Below are 16,292 nucleotides of genomic sequence, written 5' to 3'. Positions count from 1 at the left end.
CCCTTCTCCCCGTCACTATACGGGGAGAAGTGCCGGGCAGGGCGATGAGGGGCAGCGCCAACTTCCACAGGACCAATTTCCAATGAGCCGCCCCGCAGCCATCGTCACCGGAGGCGCGCGCGGCATCGGATTGGCCTGTGCCGAGGCGCTGGCCGACGCCGGCTTCGACATCCTTGTCGCCGAGCTCGCCGAGAAGCCCGCTGATGGACTTGCCGACACCATCACCGGACGCGGGGCGAAGTTCGCCTACGCGCGTTGCGACGTCGCCGATCTTGCCCACCATGCCGCGCTCGTCGAGGCCGCGACGGATGCATTCGGCCGCATCGATTGCCTGGTCAACAATGCCGGCGTCGGCGCCGTGGTGCGGGGCGACCTTCTGGAGCTGAAGCCGGCGAATTTCGACCGCGCGATGGCCATCAACCTGCGCGGCACGGTATTTCTCAGCCAGGCCGTTGCCAAGGCCATGCTTTCGGCGCCGGCAGGTTCGGCCAGATCGATCATCACCATCACCTCGGTCAGCGCCGCGATGGCGTCGCCGGAACGCGCCGACTACTGCATCTCCAAGGCCGGCCTTTCCATGTGGGTGAAGAACCTGGCGCTGCGCCTGGCAGCGGAAAACATCGGCGTGTTCGAGGTGCGGCCGGGCATCATCCGCACCGACATGACCTCGGGCGTTTCCGCCAAATATGACGCGCTGATCGACGGCGGGCTGGTGCCGGCCAAACGCTGGGGCGAAGCCGCCGACGTCGGCGCGGTGGTCGCAGCGCTAGCCTCCGGCAGGTTCGGCTTTTCGACCGGATCGGTCATCGATGTCGACGGCGCGCTTTCCGTGCCTCGCTTGTGAGTGAGTGGAACCATGGCTGACTACATCATCGTTGGCGCCGGCCCGGCCGGCTGCGTTCTGGCCAACCGGCTGAGCGAGGATCCGTCCCATTCGGTCCTGCTCCTGGAAGCCGGCGGCAAGGACTGGCATCCCCTGATCCACATGCCGGCGGGCTTTGCCAAGATGACCAAGGGCATCGCCTCCTGGGGCTGGTCGACGGTGCCGCAGAAGAACATGAAAGACCGGGTCTTCTGGTACACGCAGGCGAAGGTGGTCGGCGGCGGCTCGTCCATCAACGCGCAGATCTACACGCGCGGCAATGCCCGCGACTATGATGCCTGGGAGAAAGAAGAGGGCCTGGCCGGCTGGAGCTATCGCGACGTGCTGCCCTATTTCAAGCGCGCCGAGAACAACCAGCGCTTCGCCAACGACTATCACGGCGACCAGGGACCGCTCGGCGTCTCCAACCCGATCTCGCCGCTGCCGATCTGCGAGGCCTATTTCCGCGCCGGCCAGGAGATGGGCATCCCCTTCAATCCGGATTTCAATGGCGCCAGCCAGGAAGGCGTCGGCTATTATCAGCTCACCCAGAAGGACGCGCGACGCTCGTCCGCCTCCGTCGCCTATCTGAAGCCGATCCGCGCGCGCAAGAACCTGACCGTCCGGACCGACGTGCTCGTCACCCGCGTCGTCGTCGAGAAAGGCCGCGCCATCGGCGTCGAGCTTGTCGACAAGCCTGGCGGCGAGAAGACGATCCTGCGCGCCGAGCGAGAGGTTATCGTCTCCTCCGGCGCCATCGGATCGCCGAAGCTGTTGATGCAATCCGGCATCGGCCCGGCCGACCATCTGCAGTCGGTGGGCATAACGCCGGTCCACGATCTGCCCGGCGTCGGCTCCAATATGCAGGACCATCTCGACCTGTTCGTGATCGCCGAATGCACCGGCGACCACACCTACGACAACTACGCCAAGCTGCACCGCACGATGTGGGCGGGCCTGCAATATCTGCTGTTGAAGAAAGGGCCGGTGGCCTCCAGCCTGTTTGAGACCGGCGGCTTCTGGTATGCCGACCCGACCGCCGCCTCGCCCGACATCCAGTTCCATCTCGGCCTCGGCTCCGGCATCGAGGCCGGCGTCGAGAAGCTGAATAACCCCGGCGTGACGCTCAACTCCGCGTTCTTGCGCCCGCGCTCGCGCGGCACGGTGCGACTGAAGAGCGCCGACCCGGCCGACCATCCGCTGATCGATCCGAACTACTGGTCGGATCCGCATGACCGCGACATGTCGATCAAGGGTCTGCGGCTGGCGCGCGAGATCATGCGCCAGAAGGCGCTCCAGCCCTATGTGCTGCGCGAGGTGCTGCCGGGCCCTGCCCTGCAAAGCGATGCCGACCTCTTCGACTATGCCTGCCGGACATCCAAGACCGACCATCACCCTGTTGGTACCTGTCGAATGGGCCATGACGGGATGAGCGTGGTGACGCCGGATCTGAGGCTGCGCGGCATAGAAGGCCTGCGCGTCTGCGACGCCTCGGTGATGCCGCGCGTGCCTTCCTCCAACACCAATGCACCGACGATCATGGTCGGCGAAAAGGGTGCCGACCTGATCCTCGGCCGCGAGCCGCTGCCGCCGGCCGTGTTCAAGGGCAACCAGGCGGCGTGAGGGCCAAACGATGATCCGCCACTGCGTCTTCGTTCGCTTCCGCGACGACGTTCCCGCCGCTGAACGCACGGCGATCCACGCCGATCTCGAAGCGCTGCGCTCCTTGATCGACGGGATGGGGAAGGTCCATTTCAGCGTGAATGTCAGCCCCGAGCCTTTCGCGCGCGGCTGCACGCATGGCTTCACCGTCGACTTCCGCGACGCAGCAGCCCGCGATGCCTATCTGGTCGATGAAGCGCATCGGCGCGCCGGCGCCAGGCTGGTCGCGGCGCTCGAGGGCGGCACCGACGGGCTGATGGTCTTCGACCTCGAGCTTACGCAAATGTGACCGCCGGTTTACCGAAAACCGGCAAACGGACGGTTCTCTTTTGTGCCTTTGGGAACATATCGTTCGCCGGGGGATGCAAAGGAGGACCGCCTTGAATCTCACCGCCGAGCAGAAGAAGACCGTCGTCGCATCCTTCCTGGGCTGGACGCTCGACGCGTTTGATTTCTTCCTTTTGACATTCCTGCTCACCGACATTGCCACTGAATTCCACTCCGACGTGCCGGCCGTCTCGAAGGCATTGTTCCTGACCCTGGCGACGCGCTTCATCGGCGCATTCGTCTTCGGCATGCTGGCCGACAGATACGGCCGCAAGCCCATCCTGATGCTTAACATCGTCAGCTATTCGGTGATTGGCGCGCTCGCCGCCTTCTCGCCCAATCTCGGCATATTCCTGGCCCTGCGCGCCCTGTTCGGCATCGCCATGGGAGGTGAATGGGGGCTGGGCAGCTCGCTTGCCATGGAATCCATTCCGCCCAGGGCCCGCGGCATGGTCTCGGGCATCCTGCAATGCGGCTATCCGGCCGGCTACCTGCTCGCCGCGGTGGTCTACGGGCTGATCTATCAGCAGAAGATCGGTGGCTTCACCGTCGGCTGGCGCTTGATGTTCCTGCTCAGCTTCGTGCCGGCGCTGATCGTGCTGTTCATCCGCACGCACGTGCCGGAATCGCCGGCCTTCGTCGAAGGCCGCGCGCAGGCGCGGCCCGGCCTTGTCGAGACGCTGCGCAGACACTGGGGCATCGCGCTCTATGCCATCGTGCTGATGATGTTCTTCAACTTCTTCAGCCACGGCACCCAGGACCTCTACCCGACCTTCCTGAAGAAGCAGCACGGGTTCGATCCGCACACGGTGAGCTGGATAACCGTCGTCGCCAATATCGGCGCCATCGTCGGCGGCTTGGCCTTCGGCGCGTTGTCGGAGAGGATCGGCCGCGTCAATGCGATTACCCTTGCCTGCGTGATTGCCTTGCCGGCCATCCCTCTCTGGGCCTATTCGACCACGCCCTTCATGCTCGCCATCGGCGCCTTTGTCATGCAGGTCGCGGTGCAGGGCGCCTGGGGCGTCATTCCGGTGCACCTCAACGAGCTTTCGCCGGGCGCCGTGCGGGCGACCTTGCCCGGCTTCATCTACCAGGCCGGCAATCTCGCCGCTTCCTATGGCGGACCCTATCAGGCCGGCATCGCCGAATCCCCCGGCGGCAGCTACGGCCACGCTCTGGCCCTGTTTGCCGGTGTGGTCGCCGTCTGCATCATCGTCGTCATCCGCTTCAGTCCGGAGCGGCGCGGCCAGGTCATGACGGTGCTGGACCACGAGGTCGGAGCAGTTCCAGGAAAAGTGTGAAGCGGTAAGGCTCGGCGACTTTGCCTGAGCACTCCGTCCGGAGTTGCCTCAAAACAGCAGGATGGAGCTGTTGATCAGGCGCTCTATCCGAGCCTGAGCGCGACGACGCCTGCGACGATGCTGAGCGCGGCAGCGCCGCGCCAGCCCGTCATCTTCTCGCCCAGCGCGAAGACCGAGATCATCATGGCGAACAGGATCGAGGTCTCGCGCAGCGACGCCACCGAAGCGATCGGCGCCTTGGTCATCGCCCACATGACGATCCAGTAAGCGGCACCGCTGAGCACGCCGGTGAGCAGCCCCGCCTTCCAGTCGCGCGCCAGCACCGGAAGCGACTGCGGCCCACGAAAGGCCAAGCACAGCACCAGCGCCCACGCGGCGTCGCAGACGAACAGCCATGCCGCATAACTTGTCGCGGTTGCAGCCAGTCGCGCGCCGCTGCCGTCGGACAGCGTGTAGCTGGCGATGAAGATCGATGTCCCGAGCGCGAAGGCCACGGCGCGCAGATTGAGCCGCTCAAGATGGGCGCCGCCGCGAAACGACATGACCAGCGTTCCGGCCGACAGCAGCAGGATGCCGAGGATGGCAAGCGGCGCCGGAACCTCCCGCACCACGACGATGCCGCCGAGCGCGGAGAGCAACGGCGCGGTGCCGCGCGCCAGCGGATAGGTCTGGGCAAAATCGCCGGCCTTGTAGGCGCCGATCAGGAATGTCCGATAACCCATGTGGAAGAACACCGAGGCGAGAATGAATGGCCAGACCTCGGCCTTTGGCACGTCGACGAAAGGCAGCACCACGAGCGCGGCGGCGCCCATGCCGAGCGTCATCAATGTGATCGACAGGAAGCGGTCGAGATGGACCTTGACCAGAGCGTTCCAGATCGCGTGCATGGCTGCCGCCGAAAGCACTGCAAGAAAGACGAAGAGCGTCACTGTTTCACCTGTCCGCCGACCTTGAGACGATCCCCGGCGTCTCGAGATCGATTTCGACCCTCAGCGGAAAGTGGTCGGAAGCAACCTCGCCGATATCGGCGCCGACCGAGCGCACCCGCGGCGCCAGCATGCCGGCGATGAAGCAGTGATCGAGCCGGCGCCTCGCCAGCTTGCCGTCGATGATCTTCTCATGCGTATGGAAGTCCCGCACGGGCTCGCTGGCAACGGCAGCGGCATCGACGAAGCCGTCGATGTAGACGGCGCCGCGGTGATAGGGCGTGCTGCCGACGATGCGCCGGTATTCAGCACTTCCCGGCTCCATGTTGAAATCGCCGAGCCAGATCGCCGCCTGCGGGCATTCCGGTTCCGGCTGGCCATTGCTCCAGTTGCGTTCCGGCTCGTCGTCGGCACCGCTCCACGGGCCACCCTCGGATGGCGCCCGGCGATGCTCGGCAAGCAGGTAGTCGATCTGTGCCAGCCGCTCCTCGGCCGCAACATGCGCAAGATGCAGCGAGAACAATCGCACTGGTCCGGCCGGCGTGCGGATCATGCATTCGAGCGCCGCGTTGCGGGTGTTGAGCGGCCTGAGCGTGCGGCGCAGCGGCAGCGTGTGCAGCCGCGACCAGACGATGGGCAGCTTCGACAGAACCATCGTGCCGAACTGCCGGCGGCGGTTGAGGAGACGGCCGTCGCGCCTTTCGCTGGCGTCCATGTCGAAGGCCGGGCCGTACACCCAGTGATAGTCTGGCAGCAGCCTGGACAGCATCTCCGGCTGGTCGTCCTCATTGCTGCGCTGCCAGTGACGCTCGACCTCCTGCAGGGCGATGATATCGGCGCCGTCGACGAGGCGCGCGGCGCGCGCCAGATCATAGCGGCCGTCGCTGCCGAACCCGTACTGGATGTTGTAGCTGACCAGCTTCATCGATTAACCGGCTGAATATCCGGCCCGGCAGTAGCGCCTCGGCCGGAGCGTTGCAATGGACCGCAGCAGTGCGCGGCATGGTCCAGCCGCGCATCCGCTCTACTGCATGTCGCGCAAAACCGTGCAGCGGTTTTGCGAAAACGCCATGCAAAAAACATAGACCTAAAAGCGCGTCGCCTGGATCCGTTTTCAGCGCGACGCGCTCTAAGTGGTCAGCGGCTGGAACCGCCCCGCCGGCGACGCCGCCAGTTCCGACCAGTCGATCTCTTCTTCCAGACGGTGATAGGCCTCGTCGCCGATCGTCCCGTCGCGGCGCAATTCCTCCAGCGTATCGCGCTGGCGCTTGATGGCGTAGAGGCGCAGCCGGTCGTACTCGGTCGCCGCCTGCGCATCCTCGTGGTTCTCCGCGACCCGGCGCTGGGCCTCATATTGCTCGCGCACCACGGCCGCCGCAGCCGACGTCTTGCGGCTCAGCACGTCGAGCGCGGCCTGCATGATGGCGACCCGCGCCTGAGCCACTTCGCGGTCTATCGTCGTATCCCTTTCGAAGTCGAGCAGGCGCAACAGCGGCTTCAAGCTCATGCCCTGCAGCACCAGCGTGCCGAGAACGACCGCGAAGGCGGCAAGCACGATCGGATCGCGCCCCGGGGAATTGCCGGGCAAGGCAAAGGCCACCACCAGCGTCACCAGCCCCCGCATGCCGCACCAGCCGACGAGCACGGCCCCGCGAAACGTCGGCGCATCCCGACTTTGCTCGTCGCCGCCGAAGCGGGCAAGCCGTCGTATGATCGCGACGTATCCCAGGACCCAGACGAGGCGGGCCGCGATGACGACGGCCAGCACCGTTGCGGCGAAGAGAAATGCATCGCCTTGCCCGTCCCCGGAGAGCCGGCCGACGATCGACCGCGCCTGCAGCCCCATCAGCACGAAAGCCAGCACGTTGAGCACGAACACCGCCGACTCCCAGACCGAATAGGTGCTGACGCGCCTGCGGGCCGACATATGGCGCGGCGCCGTGCGGGCGATGGTGATGGCGTAGACGACGATCGTGATGATGGCCGAGAGACCGATCCTGTCGGCGATGATCCAGACCGCGAAGGTTCCGGCGAACTGCACCACCGTGCTGCTCGCCGCATCCTCGATGCGCGTCAGCGTCAGCAGCGAGAAACGGCCGAACAGATAGCCGGCGGCAACGCTGCCCACCGTCGACAAAAGGACGACCGGCACTGCGTCCTTGAGCATGACCGTGCCGACGGCAGCCGAAACCGCGATCCGGTAGATCAGCAGTGCGGTGGCGTCGTTGAGCAGGCTCTCGCCCTGCAGGATGGCGGTGAGGCGGTGCGGCACCTTGAACTGCCCGAGCACGGCGCTCGCCGCCACCGCATCAGGCGGTGCGACGATGGCGCCGAGGGCGATGGCTGCCGCGATCGGCAGCCCTGCCATCTTCCAGCCGACGAAGGCGACCACCACGGTGGTGAAGATGACGGCGCCAAGCGCCAACAGCACGAGCGAAAGCCGGTAGCGCTTCAGGTCGCGCAGCGAGGTGTCGTAGGCGGCATCGAGCAGCACCGGCGCGATGAAAAGCGCGAGCGCCAGATCCGGATCGATCTCGATCATCGGCGCGCCGGGCAGGAAGGCAATGCCCGCCCCGGCGAGCGCCAGCAACGACGGATAAGGAACCTCCAGCCACCGCGACACCGCCGTCAGTGCGACGGCGATCAAAAGCAGGACGAGGGTGAGTTCGAAGAGCGCCATGGCTCATCGTAGCGATGGAAGCAGGCGTTGGCATTGCAAAAAAGTGAATGGTGAATGGTGAATGGTGAATGGTGAATGGTGAATGGGCACTGTCAGAAGAATTCGAGCACGTAAAGCGCTCCCTTGGCCGATTACCATTCACTATTCACCATTCATCATTCACCATTCACTATTCGCTCTTTCCCTAATGCAGCACCAGCATATCGCCCGATGAGAAGGAGATATCCGCCTTCGCGCCGACGACCGGTGGCGGTGTCGACGAGTTGTTGAACGTGTCGAGCGAGACCGTGTTGCCGCCGATGCCGACGCGCACCCGGATCACCGAGCCGAGGAAATGCACTTCGGCGATTTCGCCGGACAGGCTGGTGTCGTGGCCCGGCTGCCGCCCGAGCGAGATCGCCTCGGGCCTGAGCGCCAGCGACAGCGTGTCCCCCGCCTTCGAGCCGTTGAGCTTGCCCTTGAGCGACACTTCCTGCGCGTTGACCTGCACCTTGCCCGAAGCGGCATCGGTGACCCTGCCCTCCAGCACGTTGAGCGTGCCGACGAAATTGGCGACGAACTTGGTCGCCGGCCGGTTGTAGATCTCGAACGGCGTGCCGACCTGCTCGGCCTTGCCGCCATACATGACGGCGATGCGGTCGGAGATGGACAATGCCTCTTCCTGGTCGTGCGTCACGAAGATGGTGGTGATGCCGAGCTTCTTCTGGATCGAGCGGATCTCCTCGCGCAGCGAAATACGCACCTTGGCATCGAGCGCCGACAGCGGCTCGTCGAGCAGAAGCAGCTTCGGCTTCGGCGCGATGGCGCGCGCCAGCGCGATGCGCTGCTGCTGGCCGCCGGAGAGCTGATAGGGATAGCGATCGGCCATCTGCGGCAGCTTGATGATGTCGAGCATCTCCGCGACGCGGGCATCGATCGCCGCCTTTGACATGCCCGCCACCTTCAGCCCGAAGCCGATATTCTGCGCCACCGTCAGGTTGGGGAATAGGGCATAGGCCTGGAACACCATGCCGACATTGCGCTGGTTCGGCTTCAGCCTGGTGATGTCCTTGCCGGCAACCACGATCTTGCCGGCGCTCGGCTCTTCGAAGCCGGCCACCATGCGCAGCACCGTCGTCTTGCCGCAGCCGGACGGGCCGAGGAAGGAAACGAATTCGCCCGGCGCCACGTCGAGATTGAAATCCTCGACCACCGTCGTGGCGCCGAAGGACTTTCGCACGTGCTGGATGGAGAGGAACGGCTCGGCCATGGCTTCTTCTTTCAATTCGGGCGGTTCGCCGATCTCGGCGCAAAACGGGACAGCACCTGGATCAGCGACATGCAGCCCCAGGTTATCACAAAAGCGATGATGGACAGGGCGGCCGGTTCATAGGCGCGGTTGGCCACCAGGTTCTGCAGATAGGGACCGAAGGCGGGACGGTTGAGCAGGCTGGCCATGGTGAACTCGCCGATGACGATGGCGAAGGTGAGGAACGCACCCGACAACACGGCGATCAGCACATTGGGCAAAATGACCCGGGCGATGATCGTGCCCCAGCCCGCCCCCAGGATCTGCGCGGCCTCGGTCAGCGTGCGCACGTCGATGGTGCGAAGACCGGTATCGACGGCACGATACATGTAGGGCAGCGCAAGCGCCGCATAGCCGATGACCAGCAGCGCGTTAGCTCCCAAATTCGACCCCAGGAACGGCAGCGGTGAATTCGAACCGTACATCCGGATATAGCCAAAGACGATGACGATGGCCGGGATGACCAGCGGCAGCAGCGTGATGAATTCCACGACCGGCCTTATCTGCGGCAGGCGCAAGCGGATCCAGTAGGCCGTAGGCACGACGATCAGCACGCCGAGGATGATGGTGAAGACGGCGACGATCACGGAAAACATGAAGGTCGCCTGGAACTGGCTGTCGCCCAGCACGACCTTGTAGGCGTCGAACGAATAGACGCCGCGTCGCATGCGCAGCGAGAACTCGATCGTCGCGATCAGCGGGATAAAGAAATAGGCCGCGCCGAGAAGAAAGACGACCCAGGCCCAGAACCTGCCGGACTTCATTTCAGCCACCTCTCCGAGCGCGTCCGGAACCAGATGTAGAAGATGTTGGCAAGCCCGGTGATGAAGATCATGCCGAAAGCGATCGCATAGCCGAGATGGGCGTTGTGCAGCACGTCGCCGCGGATCTGCGCGTAGAGCAGGATCGGCACGATGTTCAACGAAGAGCCGGTCAGCGCGTACGCGGTCGCAATCGCCCCGAAAGCATTGGCGAAGAGCAGGATGACGGTGCCGAGGAAGCTCGGCCATAGCACCGGAATGACCACCATGCGCCAATATTGCGCCTGGGTGGCGCCGAGCGTGGCGGCGGCCTCGCCCCATTCCCGCTTCAGCCCATCGATCGCCGGCACGATGATGACCACCATCAGCGGGATCTGGAAATAGACATAGGTGATCGTCAGCCCCCAGAACGACAGCAGGTTGAAGCCATGCGCATAGATGTTCAGACCAACCAGCGTGTTGAGCAGGACCGTGACGAGGCCGAGGCGGCCCAGCGTTGCGATGAAGGCAAAGGCCAGCGGCACGCCGGCGAAATTGGACGCGACGCCGGAGAAGGTCAGAGTCGCCGATCGTATCCAGTTGGGCAGTCCGCCGCGCACGATCGCGATGGCTATGGCGAGGCCAGCGAAAGCGCCGATCAGCGAAGACGCCAGACTGACCTTTATGGAGATCCAGTAGGCGGCCACGATGTTGGCCGAGAAGAGCGCGACGATGTTTGCAAAGGTGAATTCGCCCGCCTCGTTCTGGAACGCGCCCAGCATCAGGTAGAGCGTGGGTAGGATCAGGAACATGATGGCGAAGACGAAGAACGGCGTGACGCCAAGCCACTGCGTGGGCAGCTTCAGGCTTCGTGCCTCGGCTGGCGGCGCAGTCTTTCCCGCAATTGCTTTGTTGGAGAGCGAGAGATCGGTCATGCGCCGGTTACCGTCCTGAAAAGCAGCCGGGCGGCCAAGGCCGCCCGGCCAATATCATGCTGTTACTTCACGTTGGCGCCGACAACGGCGTCCCAGTTCTTGGTGATGGCTTCCTTTGCCTTGCCCTGTTCGTCGAGAGTTGGGAACACTGCGGCGGCATAGGATTCCGCCGGCGGCATCTTCGCCAGCATCTCGGCCGGGATCTTGCCGTTCTTGGCAAGGTCGTTGAAGCGGATCGGGTGGCAATAGCCCTTCAGCCAGCCGATCTGGCCTTCGTCGGAGTAGAGATACTCGAGCCAAAGCTTGGCGGCGTTCGGATGCGGCGCAAAGGCGCTGATCGCCTGCACATAGACACCGGCGACGACGCCCGTCTTCGGCACGATGACGTCGACCGGCGGATTGCCCTTCAGCGTGTCGCGACCGGAGAGCGCGTTGTAGTCCCAGGTGACCAGGATAGGCGTCTGGCCCTGGGCAAGCGTCGCGGTCTTGCCGATGACCGGCACGAAATTGCCGGCGGCATTGAGCTTCTTGAAGAAGTCGAGGCCGGCGGTGCCGGCAGCCTCGCCGGCGGCTGCACCACCGGAGAGGCCGGCGGCGTAGACGGCCTGGATGGCCTGGTTCGAAGCGCGCGGATCGCCGGCAAGGGCGACCGAGTTGGCGAATTCCGGCTTTTGCAGGTCAGCCCAGTCCGCCGGCGCTTCCTTGACCAGGTCCTTGTTCACCTGGAAGGAGAGCACGCCGTAATAGTCGCCGGTCCAGAAGCCGTCGGCATCCTTGGCGCTGTCGGGAATGGAATCCCAGGTCGACACCTTATAGGCCTGGATCAGGCCGTCGTTCTTGGCCGAAGGACCAAAGGACAGGCCGACGTCGATCACGTCGGGTGCCTGCGGGCCCTTGTTGTCCTTGTTGGCCTTGATCGCCTCGATCTCGTCGCCCGAACCCGCATCCGGGTTGAGTTCGTTTACGGTGATTTCCGGATACTTCGCCTTGAAGCCGGCGATGACATCGCCGTAACCGCACCAGTCATGCGGCAGCGCGATGGTGGTGAGCTGGCCCTCCGCCTTCGCCGCCTTGACGAGATCGTCCATCGCATCGGCGGACGAAATCACCGTCGACGCGAAGAGCGCCGCGGCCGAAAGGGAAAGCACTTTCCCCGTGAATTTGAACATGTGTTCTCTCCGTTGAACTGACGCCGTTGGACGCCTGCGATGCGGTATCGTTTTCCTGTGACAGCCAGATGAAAGCTTCGTGAAACCGGCGCCCCGCAGCACGAAAAAGTAAACTCTTTTTAACCGGTTGTAGCAATCGCCTCGCGATTATTTTTCCGGCTAAACAATCTCCTCCTGGTCTTTCGCCCTTCTCCCTTTGCTTTCCCCTTGTTTTCAGATCAACTTCCGGCGCGCCGCAGCCGATCTCAGACTGTGCCGGCGATGGTGTTTTCGAGCAGCGTCAGCGCCGCCTTTTTGGTGAGCTTGACCGGATTGCCGCCGGCGGTCGGGTCGACCACCGCCATGTCGGCGATCAGGCCCTTGCGCTTCTTGTCCATGTCGAGACCCTTGATGAGGCCGGGCAGCGCATGCGGCACCTTGAGCTCCTTGCGCAGCTTGATGATCGCCTTGGCGAAACCGTCGAAGCCGCCCTTGATGCCGCAATAGGCGGCAAGGCGCGCGATGCGGTCCTCGATCGCCTCGCGGTTGAAGGCGAGCACATAGGGCATGAACACGGCGTTGGTCATGCCGTGGTGGGTGTCGTAGAGCGCGCCGACCGGATGCGACAGCGAGTGGATGGCGCCGAGCCCCTTCTGGAAGGCGGCGGCGCCCATGGCGGCTGCGCTCATCATATGGGCGCGGGCGGCAAGGTCCTTGCCGTTGGCGAAGGCCTTGGGCAGGTTCTCGAACACCAGCCTGATGCCTTCGACGGCGATGCCGTCGGCCATCGGGTGATAGCCCGGCGCGCAATAGGCCTCGAGACAGTGGGCGAGCGCATCCATGCCGGTGCCGGCGGTGATGAAGCCCGGCATGCCGACCGACAGCTCCGGATCGGCGATCACGATCGCCGGCAGAAGCTTCGGATGGAAGATGACCTTCTTGGTGTGGGTCGCCTCATTGGTGATGACGCCGGCGCGTCCCACTTCCGAACCGGTGCCCGCCGTGGTCGGCACCGCGATGATCGGGGCGATGGCGTCGGAATCGGCTCTGGTCCACCAGTCGCCGATATCCTCGAAATCCCACACCGGACGCGTCTGCCCGGCCTGGAAGGCGATCAGCTTGCCGAGGTCGAGCGCCGAGCCGCCGCCGAAGGCGATGACGCCGTCATGCTTGCCCTTCTTGAACACCGCAATGCCGGCGGTGAGGTTGGAATCGACTGGGTTCGGCTTGACCTCGGAGAACACGCCATAAGGGATCTTGGCATCGTCGAGGATCTTCAGCGTCGAGGCGACGACCGGCAGCTTCGCCAGACCCGGATCGGTGACGAAGAGCGGCCGCTTGATGCCGGTGGCGGCCAGCACGTCCGGCAGTTCCTTGATGCGACCGGCGCCGAAGCGGACCGTGGTGGGGTAATTCCATTTGGAGATGAGCTTGGACATTGCTTGTCTTTCGAAGGTCAGATTGCTTCGCGCAGGTGATAGGATTTCGGCCTGGTCAAATTGTCGTAACCGATGGCCGAAAGGGCAGCGCCCTTGCCGGTGTCCTTGACGCCGGTCCAGACCAGCGCCGGGTCGAGATAGTCGCAGCGGTTCATGAACACCGTGCCGGTCTCGACGCGGTCGCCGATTGCCGCCGCCCGCTCGATGTCGCGCGTCCAGATCGAGGCCGTCAGCCCGTAGGGACTGTCGTTCATCAGCGCGATGGCTTCCTCGTCGTTGCGCACCTTCATGATGCCGACGATCGGCCCAAAACTTTCCTCGCGCATGACGCTCATCTGATGGTCGACATCGGTCAGCACCTCGGGCGCCAGATAGGGCGAGCCCGGCCGGTCGTTCTCGACCTTCATGTTGATGTGCGCCATGGCGCCCTTGCGCAGCGCTTCGGCCTTCTGCTCGCGGATCAGGTCGGCGAACCGCGCCTCCGCCATCGGGCCCATTGTCGTCGCCTGCTCCAGCGGATTGCCGACGACGTAGTTCTTGGTCTCGGCAATGAAGCCTTCGACGAACGCGTCGTAGACCTTCTCATGCACATAGACGCGCTCGATGCCGCAGCAGCACTGGCCTGAATTGAAGAAGGCGCCGTCGACCAGATTGGCGACCGCGTGGTCCATCTTGGCGTCGGGCAGCACATAGGCGGGATCCTTGCCGCCGAGTTCGAGCCCGAGCGTCATGAAGGTGCCCGCCGCCGCCTTCTCGATGGCGCGGCCGCCAGCCACCGACCCGGTGAAGTTGACATGGTCGATCTTGCCCGAACCGAGCAGCCGCTCCGTCTGGCCGTGGTTCATGACCAGATTCTGGAACAGGCCCTTGGGCAGGCCCGCCTTGTCGAAAGCCTGCTGGAAACGCTCCCCCACGAGCAGCGTCTGCGCCGCATGCTTGAGGATGACCGCACTTCCAGCCATCAATGCCGGCACGATCGTGTTGACCGCGGTCAGGTAAGGATAATTCCACGGCGCGATCACCAGCACGACGCCGAGCGGCATCTTCTTCACGTAACGGCGGAAGCCGTCCTTCGGGTTGGAGGCCATCACCGGCTTCAGCGCAGCTTCAGCGATCTCGATCATGTAGTTGGCGCGTTCCCTGACGCCGCCGAACTCGCCGCCATAGCGCACCGGCCGCCCCATCTGCCAGGCGATCTCGGGGATGATCTCATCGCTCATGTCGACCAGTGCTTCGAGCATCGCCAGCATGTACTTGCCGCGTTCGACCACCGACGTCTCGGCCCATTTTTCCTGAGCCGCCCTGGCGCGCTCGACCGCAGCGTTGATCGCCTGGTCGCTCGCCACCGGCCGCTCGGCATAGATCGAGCCGTCGATGGGAGATTTCAGTTTGACCGTTTCGGTCATTTTCTTCCTCGCAGTTTACGACAATCGAAAATCATATGGCTGGCGCCGCCCCTCGTTCGCCTGCCGGCACCTTCTCCCGTGAAGGACCGGGAGAAGGAAGAAGCTTCGGCGTCGGCGCCCCTCTCCTCGTCATCACGAGGAGAGGGTAAGGGTGAGGGGCAGCGCCGCCGCTGCCAATATCCCTAGTACCGCTCGAACCCCCGGTGCAGTTCCCAATCCGTGATGCGGCGATCGTATTCGAACTGCTCCCAGCGCGCGGTGTGCACATAATGCTCGACCACGTCCTCGCCTAAGGCCTGCTTGAGCATGGTGGACTGCGCCAGCGTCTCGGCGGCGTCGCGCAGCGTCTTGGGGATTTCCGGCAGCTGCGAGGCCTGGTAGGCATCGCCGACGAAGGGCTTCTGCAAGTCCAGCTTCTCGTCGATGCCGGCAAGCCCGGACGCGATCAGCGCCGCGAAGGCGAGATAGGGATTGAGGTCGGCGCCGCCGATCCGGCACTCCATGCGGATGCCCTTGGTGCCTTCGCCGCAGAGGCGGAATCCGGCGGTGCGGTTGTCCTCGCTCCACATGATCTTGGTCGGCGCGAAGGTGCCGGCCTGGAAGCGCTTGTAGGAGTTGATGTAAGGCGCCAGGAACCAGGTGAATTCCTTGGCGTATTTGAGCTGGCCCGCGGCCCATTGCTGGCCGAGCGTCGACAGCGTCCATTCAGCGTTCTTGTCGAAGAACAGTGGCGTTTTGCCGTCGGCGCTCCACAGCGAATTGTGGATGTGGCTGGAATTGCCGGCCAGCCCGTAATTGTACTTGGCCATGAAGGAGATCGCCTTGCCTTCGGAATCGGCGATCTCCTTGGCGCCGTTCTTCAGGATGACATGGCGATCCGCCATCTCCAGCGCCTCGGCATAGCGCACATTGATCTCTTCCTGGCCCGGACCCCACTCGCCCTTGGAGTTCTCGATCGGTATGCCGGCTGCCTCCATCTCGTTGCGCAACCGGCGCATGACGCCTTCTTCCTTGGTGGTGATGCCGATCTGGTAGTCGCCGATGTAAGGCGAGGCCGAGTCGAGGGCCTGCCAATGTTTCTTGCGGGCCGAATCGTAGGTCTCGTTGAACAGGTAGAATTCGAGCTCGGAGGCGAAGTAGCCGATATAGCCGCGCTCCTGCAGACGCTTGACCTGCTTCTTCAGGATGGCGCGGGGCGAATGGCCGAGATCGTCATGGGTGTGATGATCGAGCACGTCGCAGATGACCAGCGCCGTCTTTTCCAGCCAGGGAATGCGCCGCAGTGTCGAAAGATCGGGCTTCATGACGAAATCGCCATAGCCCTTCGACCAGCTTGCGGCCTTGTAGCCGGGCACCGGCTCCATATCGATGTCGCAGGCGAGCAGATAGTTGCAGCCATGGGTCTCCCCATGCGCGGAATCGACGAAATACTGGGCCAGGAAACGCTTTCCCGCTAGCCGGCCCTGCATGTCGACGATGCATGCCAGCACCGTGTCGATCTCGCCGTTGGAGACCGCCTTCTTCAACTCATCGAACGAGAAATTCCCGGCCATTCTTGTGGCACTCCAATACGTGTCG

The 16,292-nt window shown here is 64.0% G+C and carries 14 protein-coding genes; 4 read left to right on the top strand and 10 right to left on the bottom strand.

The window, feature by feature from the left end:
* The first annotated feature begins 82 nt into the window (after positions 1 to 82).
* The 4 genes from EN818_RS20315 (at position 83) to EN818_RS20300 (ending at position 4,152) form a co-directional block, all read left to right on the top strand.
* The gene (locus EN818_RS20315; protein ID WP_095806308.1) at positions 83 to 844 is read left to right on the top strand and encodes a 3-ketoacyl-ACP reductase; all 762 of its coding nucleotides are present in this window, start codon (positions 83 to 85) and stop codon (positions 842 to 844) included.
* Positions 845 to 856: 12 nt separating this feature from the next.
* On the top strand, positions 857 to 2,485 hold the full coding sequence (locus tag EN818_RS20310) for a choline dehydrogenase (RefSeq protein WP_095806309.1): 1,629 nt from the start codon (positions 857 to 859) through the stop codon (positions 2,483 to 2,485).
* A gap of 10 nt (positions 2,486 to 2,495) precedes the next feature.
* The gene (locus tag EN818_RS20305; RefSeq protein ID WP_129553810.1) at positions 2,496 to 2,813 is read left to right on the top strand and encodes a Dabb family protein; all 318 of its coding nucleotides are present in this window, start codon (positions 2,496 to 2,498) and stop codon (positions 2,811 to 2,813) included.
* Positions 2,814 to 2,904: 91 nt separating this feature from the next.
* A complete protein-coding gene (locus EN818_RS20300) occupies positions 2,905 to 4,152 on the top strand; it encodes an MFS transporter (protein ID WP_165349998.1) in 1,248 nt (415 codons plus the stop codon).
* Positions 4,153 to 4,235: 83 nt separating this feature from the next.
* Here EN818_RS20300 and EN818_RS20295 read toward each other — a convergent pair whose 3' ends face one another.
* The 10 genes from EN818_RS20295 to EN818_RS20250 form a co-directional block, all read right to left on the bottom strand.
* Entirely contained in the window at positions 4,236 to 5,081 is an 846-nt protein-coding gene (locus EN818_RS20295) for an EamA family transporter (RefSeq protein WP_129553809.1), read from the bottom strand.
* A 4-nt stretch (positions 5,082 to 5,085) separates the two neighbouring features.
* Positions 5,086 to 6,003, bottom strand: coding sequence for an endonuclease/exonuclease/phosphatase family protein (locus tag EN818_RS20290; RefSeq protein ID WP_095806313.1), 918 nt, complete (start codon positions 6,001 to 6,003; stop codon positions 5,086 to 5,088).
* A gap of 204 nt (positions 6,004 to 6,207) precedes the next feature.
* Positions 6,208 to 7,758 carry a sodium:proton antiporter gene (locus EN818_RS20285; protein WP_135904634.1) on the bottom strand — a complete coding sequence of 517 codons (1,551 nt, stop codon included), beginning with the start codon at positions 7,756 to 7,758 and terminating at the stop codon, positions 6,208 to 6,210.
* Between the two features lie 184 nt (positions 7,759 to 7,942).
* A complete protein-coding gene (locus EN818_RS20280; protein ID WP_095806315.1) occupies positions 7,943 to 9,007 on the bottom strand; it encodes an ABC transporter ATP-binding protein in 1,065 nt (354 codons plus the stop codon).
* Positions 9,008 to 9,018: 11 nt separating this feature from the next.
* Complete coding sequence (locus tag EN818_RS20275) at positions 9,019 to 9,810, bottom strand: ABC transporter permease (RefSeq protein ID WP_095806316.1); 792 nt, start codon at positions 9,808 to 9,810, stop codon at positions 9,019 to 9,021.
* Positions 9,807 to 10,721, bottom strand: coding sequence for an ABC transporter permease subunit (locus EN818_RS20270; protein WP_095806317.1), 915 nt, complete (start codon positions 10,719 to 10,721; stop codon positions 9,807 to 9,809). Before EN818_RS20270 ends, EN818_RS20275 begins: the two co-directional genes overlap by 4 nt.
* A gap of 62 nt (positions 10,722 to 10,783) precedes the next feature.
* The gene (locus tag EN818_RS20265; RefSeq protein ID WP_095806318.1) at positions 10,784 to 11,890 is read right to left on the bottom strand and encodes an ABC transporter substrate-binding protein; all 1,107 of its coding nucleotides are present in this window, start codon (positions 11,888 to 11,890) and stop codon (positions 10,784 to 10,786) included.
* A 245-nt stretch (positions 11,891 to 12,135) separates the two neighbouring features.
* Positions 12,136 to 13,308 (bottom strand): iron-containing alcohol dehydrogenase, encoded by a 1,173-nt coding sequence (locus EN818_RS20260; RefSeq protein ID WP_095806319.1) that lies wholly within the window; start codon positions 13,306 to 13,308, stop codon positions 12,136 to 12,138.
* 17 nt (positions 13,309 to 13,325) lie between these two features.
* Positions 13,326 to 14,714 carry an aldehyde dehydrogenase family protein gene (locus EN818_RS20255; protein ID WP_135904635.1) on the bottom strand — a complete coding sequence of 463 codons (1,389 nt, stop codon included), beginning with the start codon at positions 14,712 to 14,714 and terminating at the stop codon, positions 13,326 to 13,328.
* Between the two features lie 182 nt (positions 14,715 to 14,896).
* The gene (locus EN818_RS20250) at positions 14,897 to 16,267 is read right to left on the bottom strand and encodes a glutamine synthetase family protein (protein ID WP_095806321.1); all 1,371 of its coding nucleotides are present in this window, start codon (positions 16,265 to 16,267) and stop codon (positions 14,897 to 14,899) included.
* Positions 16,268 to 16,292 lie beyond the last annotated feature (25 nt).

This window comes from Mesorhizobium sp. M3A.F.Ca.ET.175.01.1.1 (assembly GCF_004791945.1).
Taxonomy (GTDB): Bacteria; Pseudomonadota; Alphaproteobacteria; order Rhizobiales; family Rhizobiaceae; genus Mesorhizobium.
The sequence above is the reverse complement of the archived record's forward strand: the minus strand, read 5'-3'. Positions and strand labels throughout refer to the sequence as shown.

What these genes read in the sequence shown, in the direction of transcription:
- EN818_RS20255 (WP_135904635.1), bottom strand. Translation starts at nt 14,714, where the DNA reads ATGACCGAAACGGTCAAACTGAAATCTCCCATCGACGGCTCGATCTAT.
- EN818_RS20305 (WP_129553810.1), top strand. Translation starts at nt 2,496, where the DNA reads ATGATCCGCCACTGCGTCTTCGTTCGCTTCCGCGACGACGTTCCCGCC.
- EN818_RS20265 (WP_095806318.1), bottom strand. Translation starts at nt 11,890, where the DNA reads ATGTTCAAATTCACGGGGAAAGTGCTTTCCCTTTCGGCCGCGGCGCTC.
- EN818_RS20290 (WP_095806313.1), bottom strand. Translation starts at nt 6,003, where the DNA reads ATGAAGCTGGTCAGCTACAACATCCAGTACGGGTTCGGCAGCGACGGC.
- EN818_RS20275 (WP_095806316.1), bottom strand. Translation starts at nt 9,810, where the DNA reads ATGAAGTCCGGCAGGTTCTGGGCCTGGGTCGTCTTTCTTCTCGGCGCG.
- EN818_RS20280 (WP_095806315.1), bottom strand. Translation starts at nt 9,007, where the DNA reads ATGGCCGAGCCGTTCCTCTCCATCCAGCACGTGCGAAAGTCCTTCGGC.
- EN818_RS20250 (WP_095806321.1), bottom strand. Translation starts at nt 16,267, where the DNA reads ATGGCCGGGAATTTCTCGTTCGATGAGTTGAAGAAGGCGGTCTCCAAC.
- EN818_RS20285 (WP_135904634.1), bottom strand. Translation starts at nt 7,758, where the DNA reads ATGGCGCTCTTCGAACTCACCCTCGTCCTGCTTTTGATCGCCGTCGCA.
- EN818_RS20270 (WP_095806317.1), bottom strand. Translation starts at nt 10,721, where the DNA reads ATGACCGATCTCTCGCTCTCCAACAAAGCAATTGCGGGAAAGACTGCG.
- EN818_RS20315 (WP_095806308.1), top strand. Translation starts at nt 83, where the DNA reads ATGAGCCGCCCCGCAGCCATCGTCACCGGAGGCGCGCGCGGCATCGGA.
- EN818_RS20260 (WP_095806319.1), bottom strand. Translation starts at nt 13,308, where the DNA reads ATGTCCAAGCTCATCTCCAAATGGAATTACCCCACCACGGTCCGCTTC.
- EN818_RS20310 (WP_095806309.1), top strand. Translation starts at nt 857, where the DNA reads ATGGCTGACTACATCATCGTTGGCGCCGGCCCGGCCGGCTGCGTTCTG.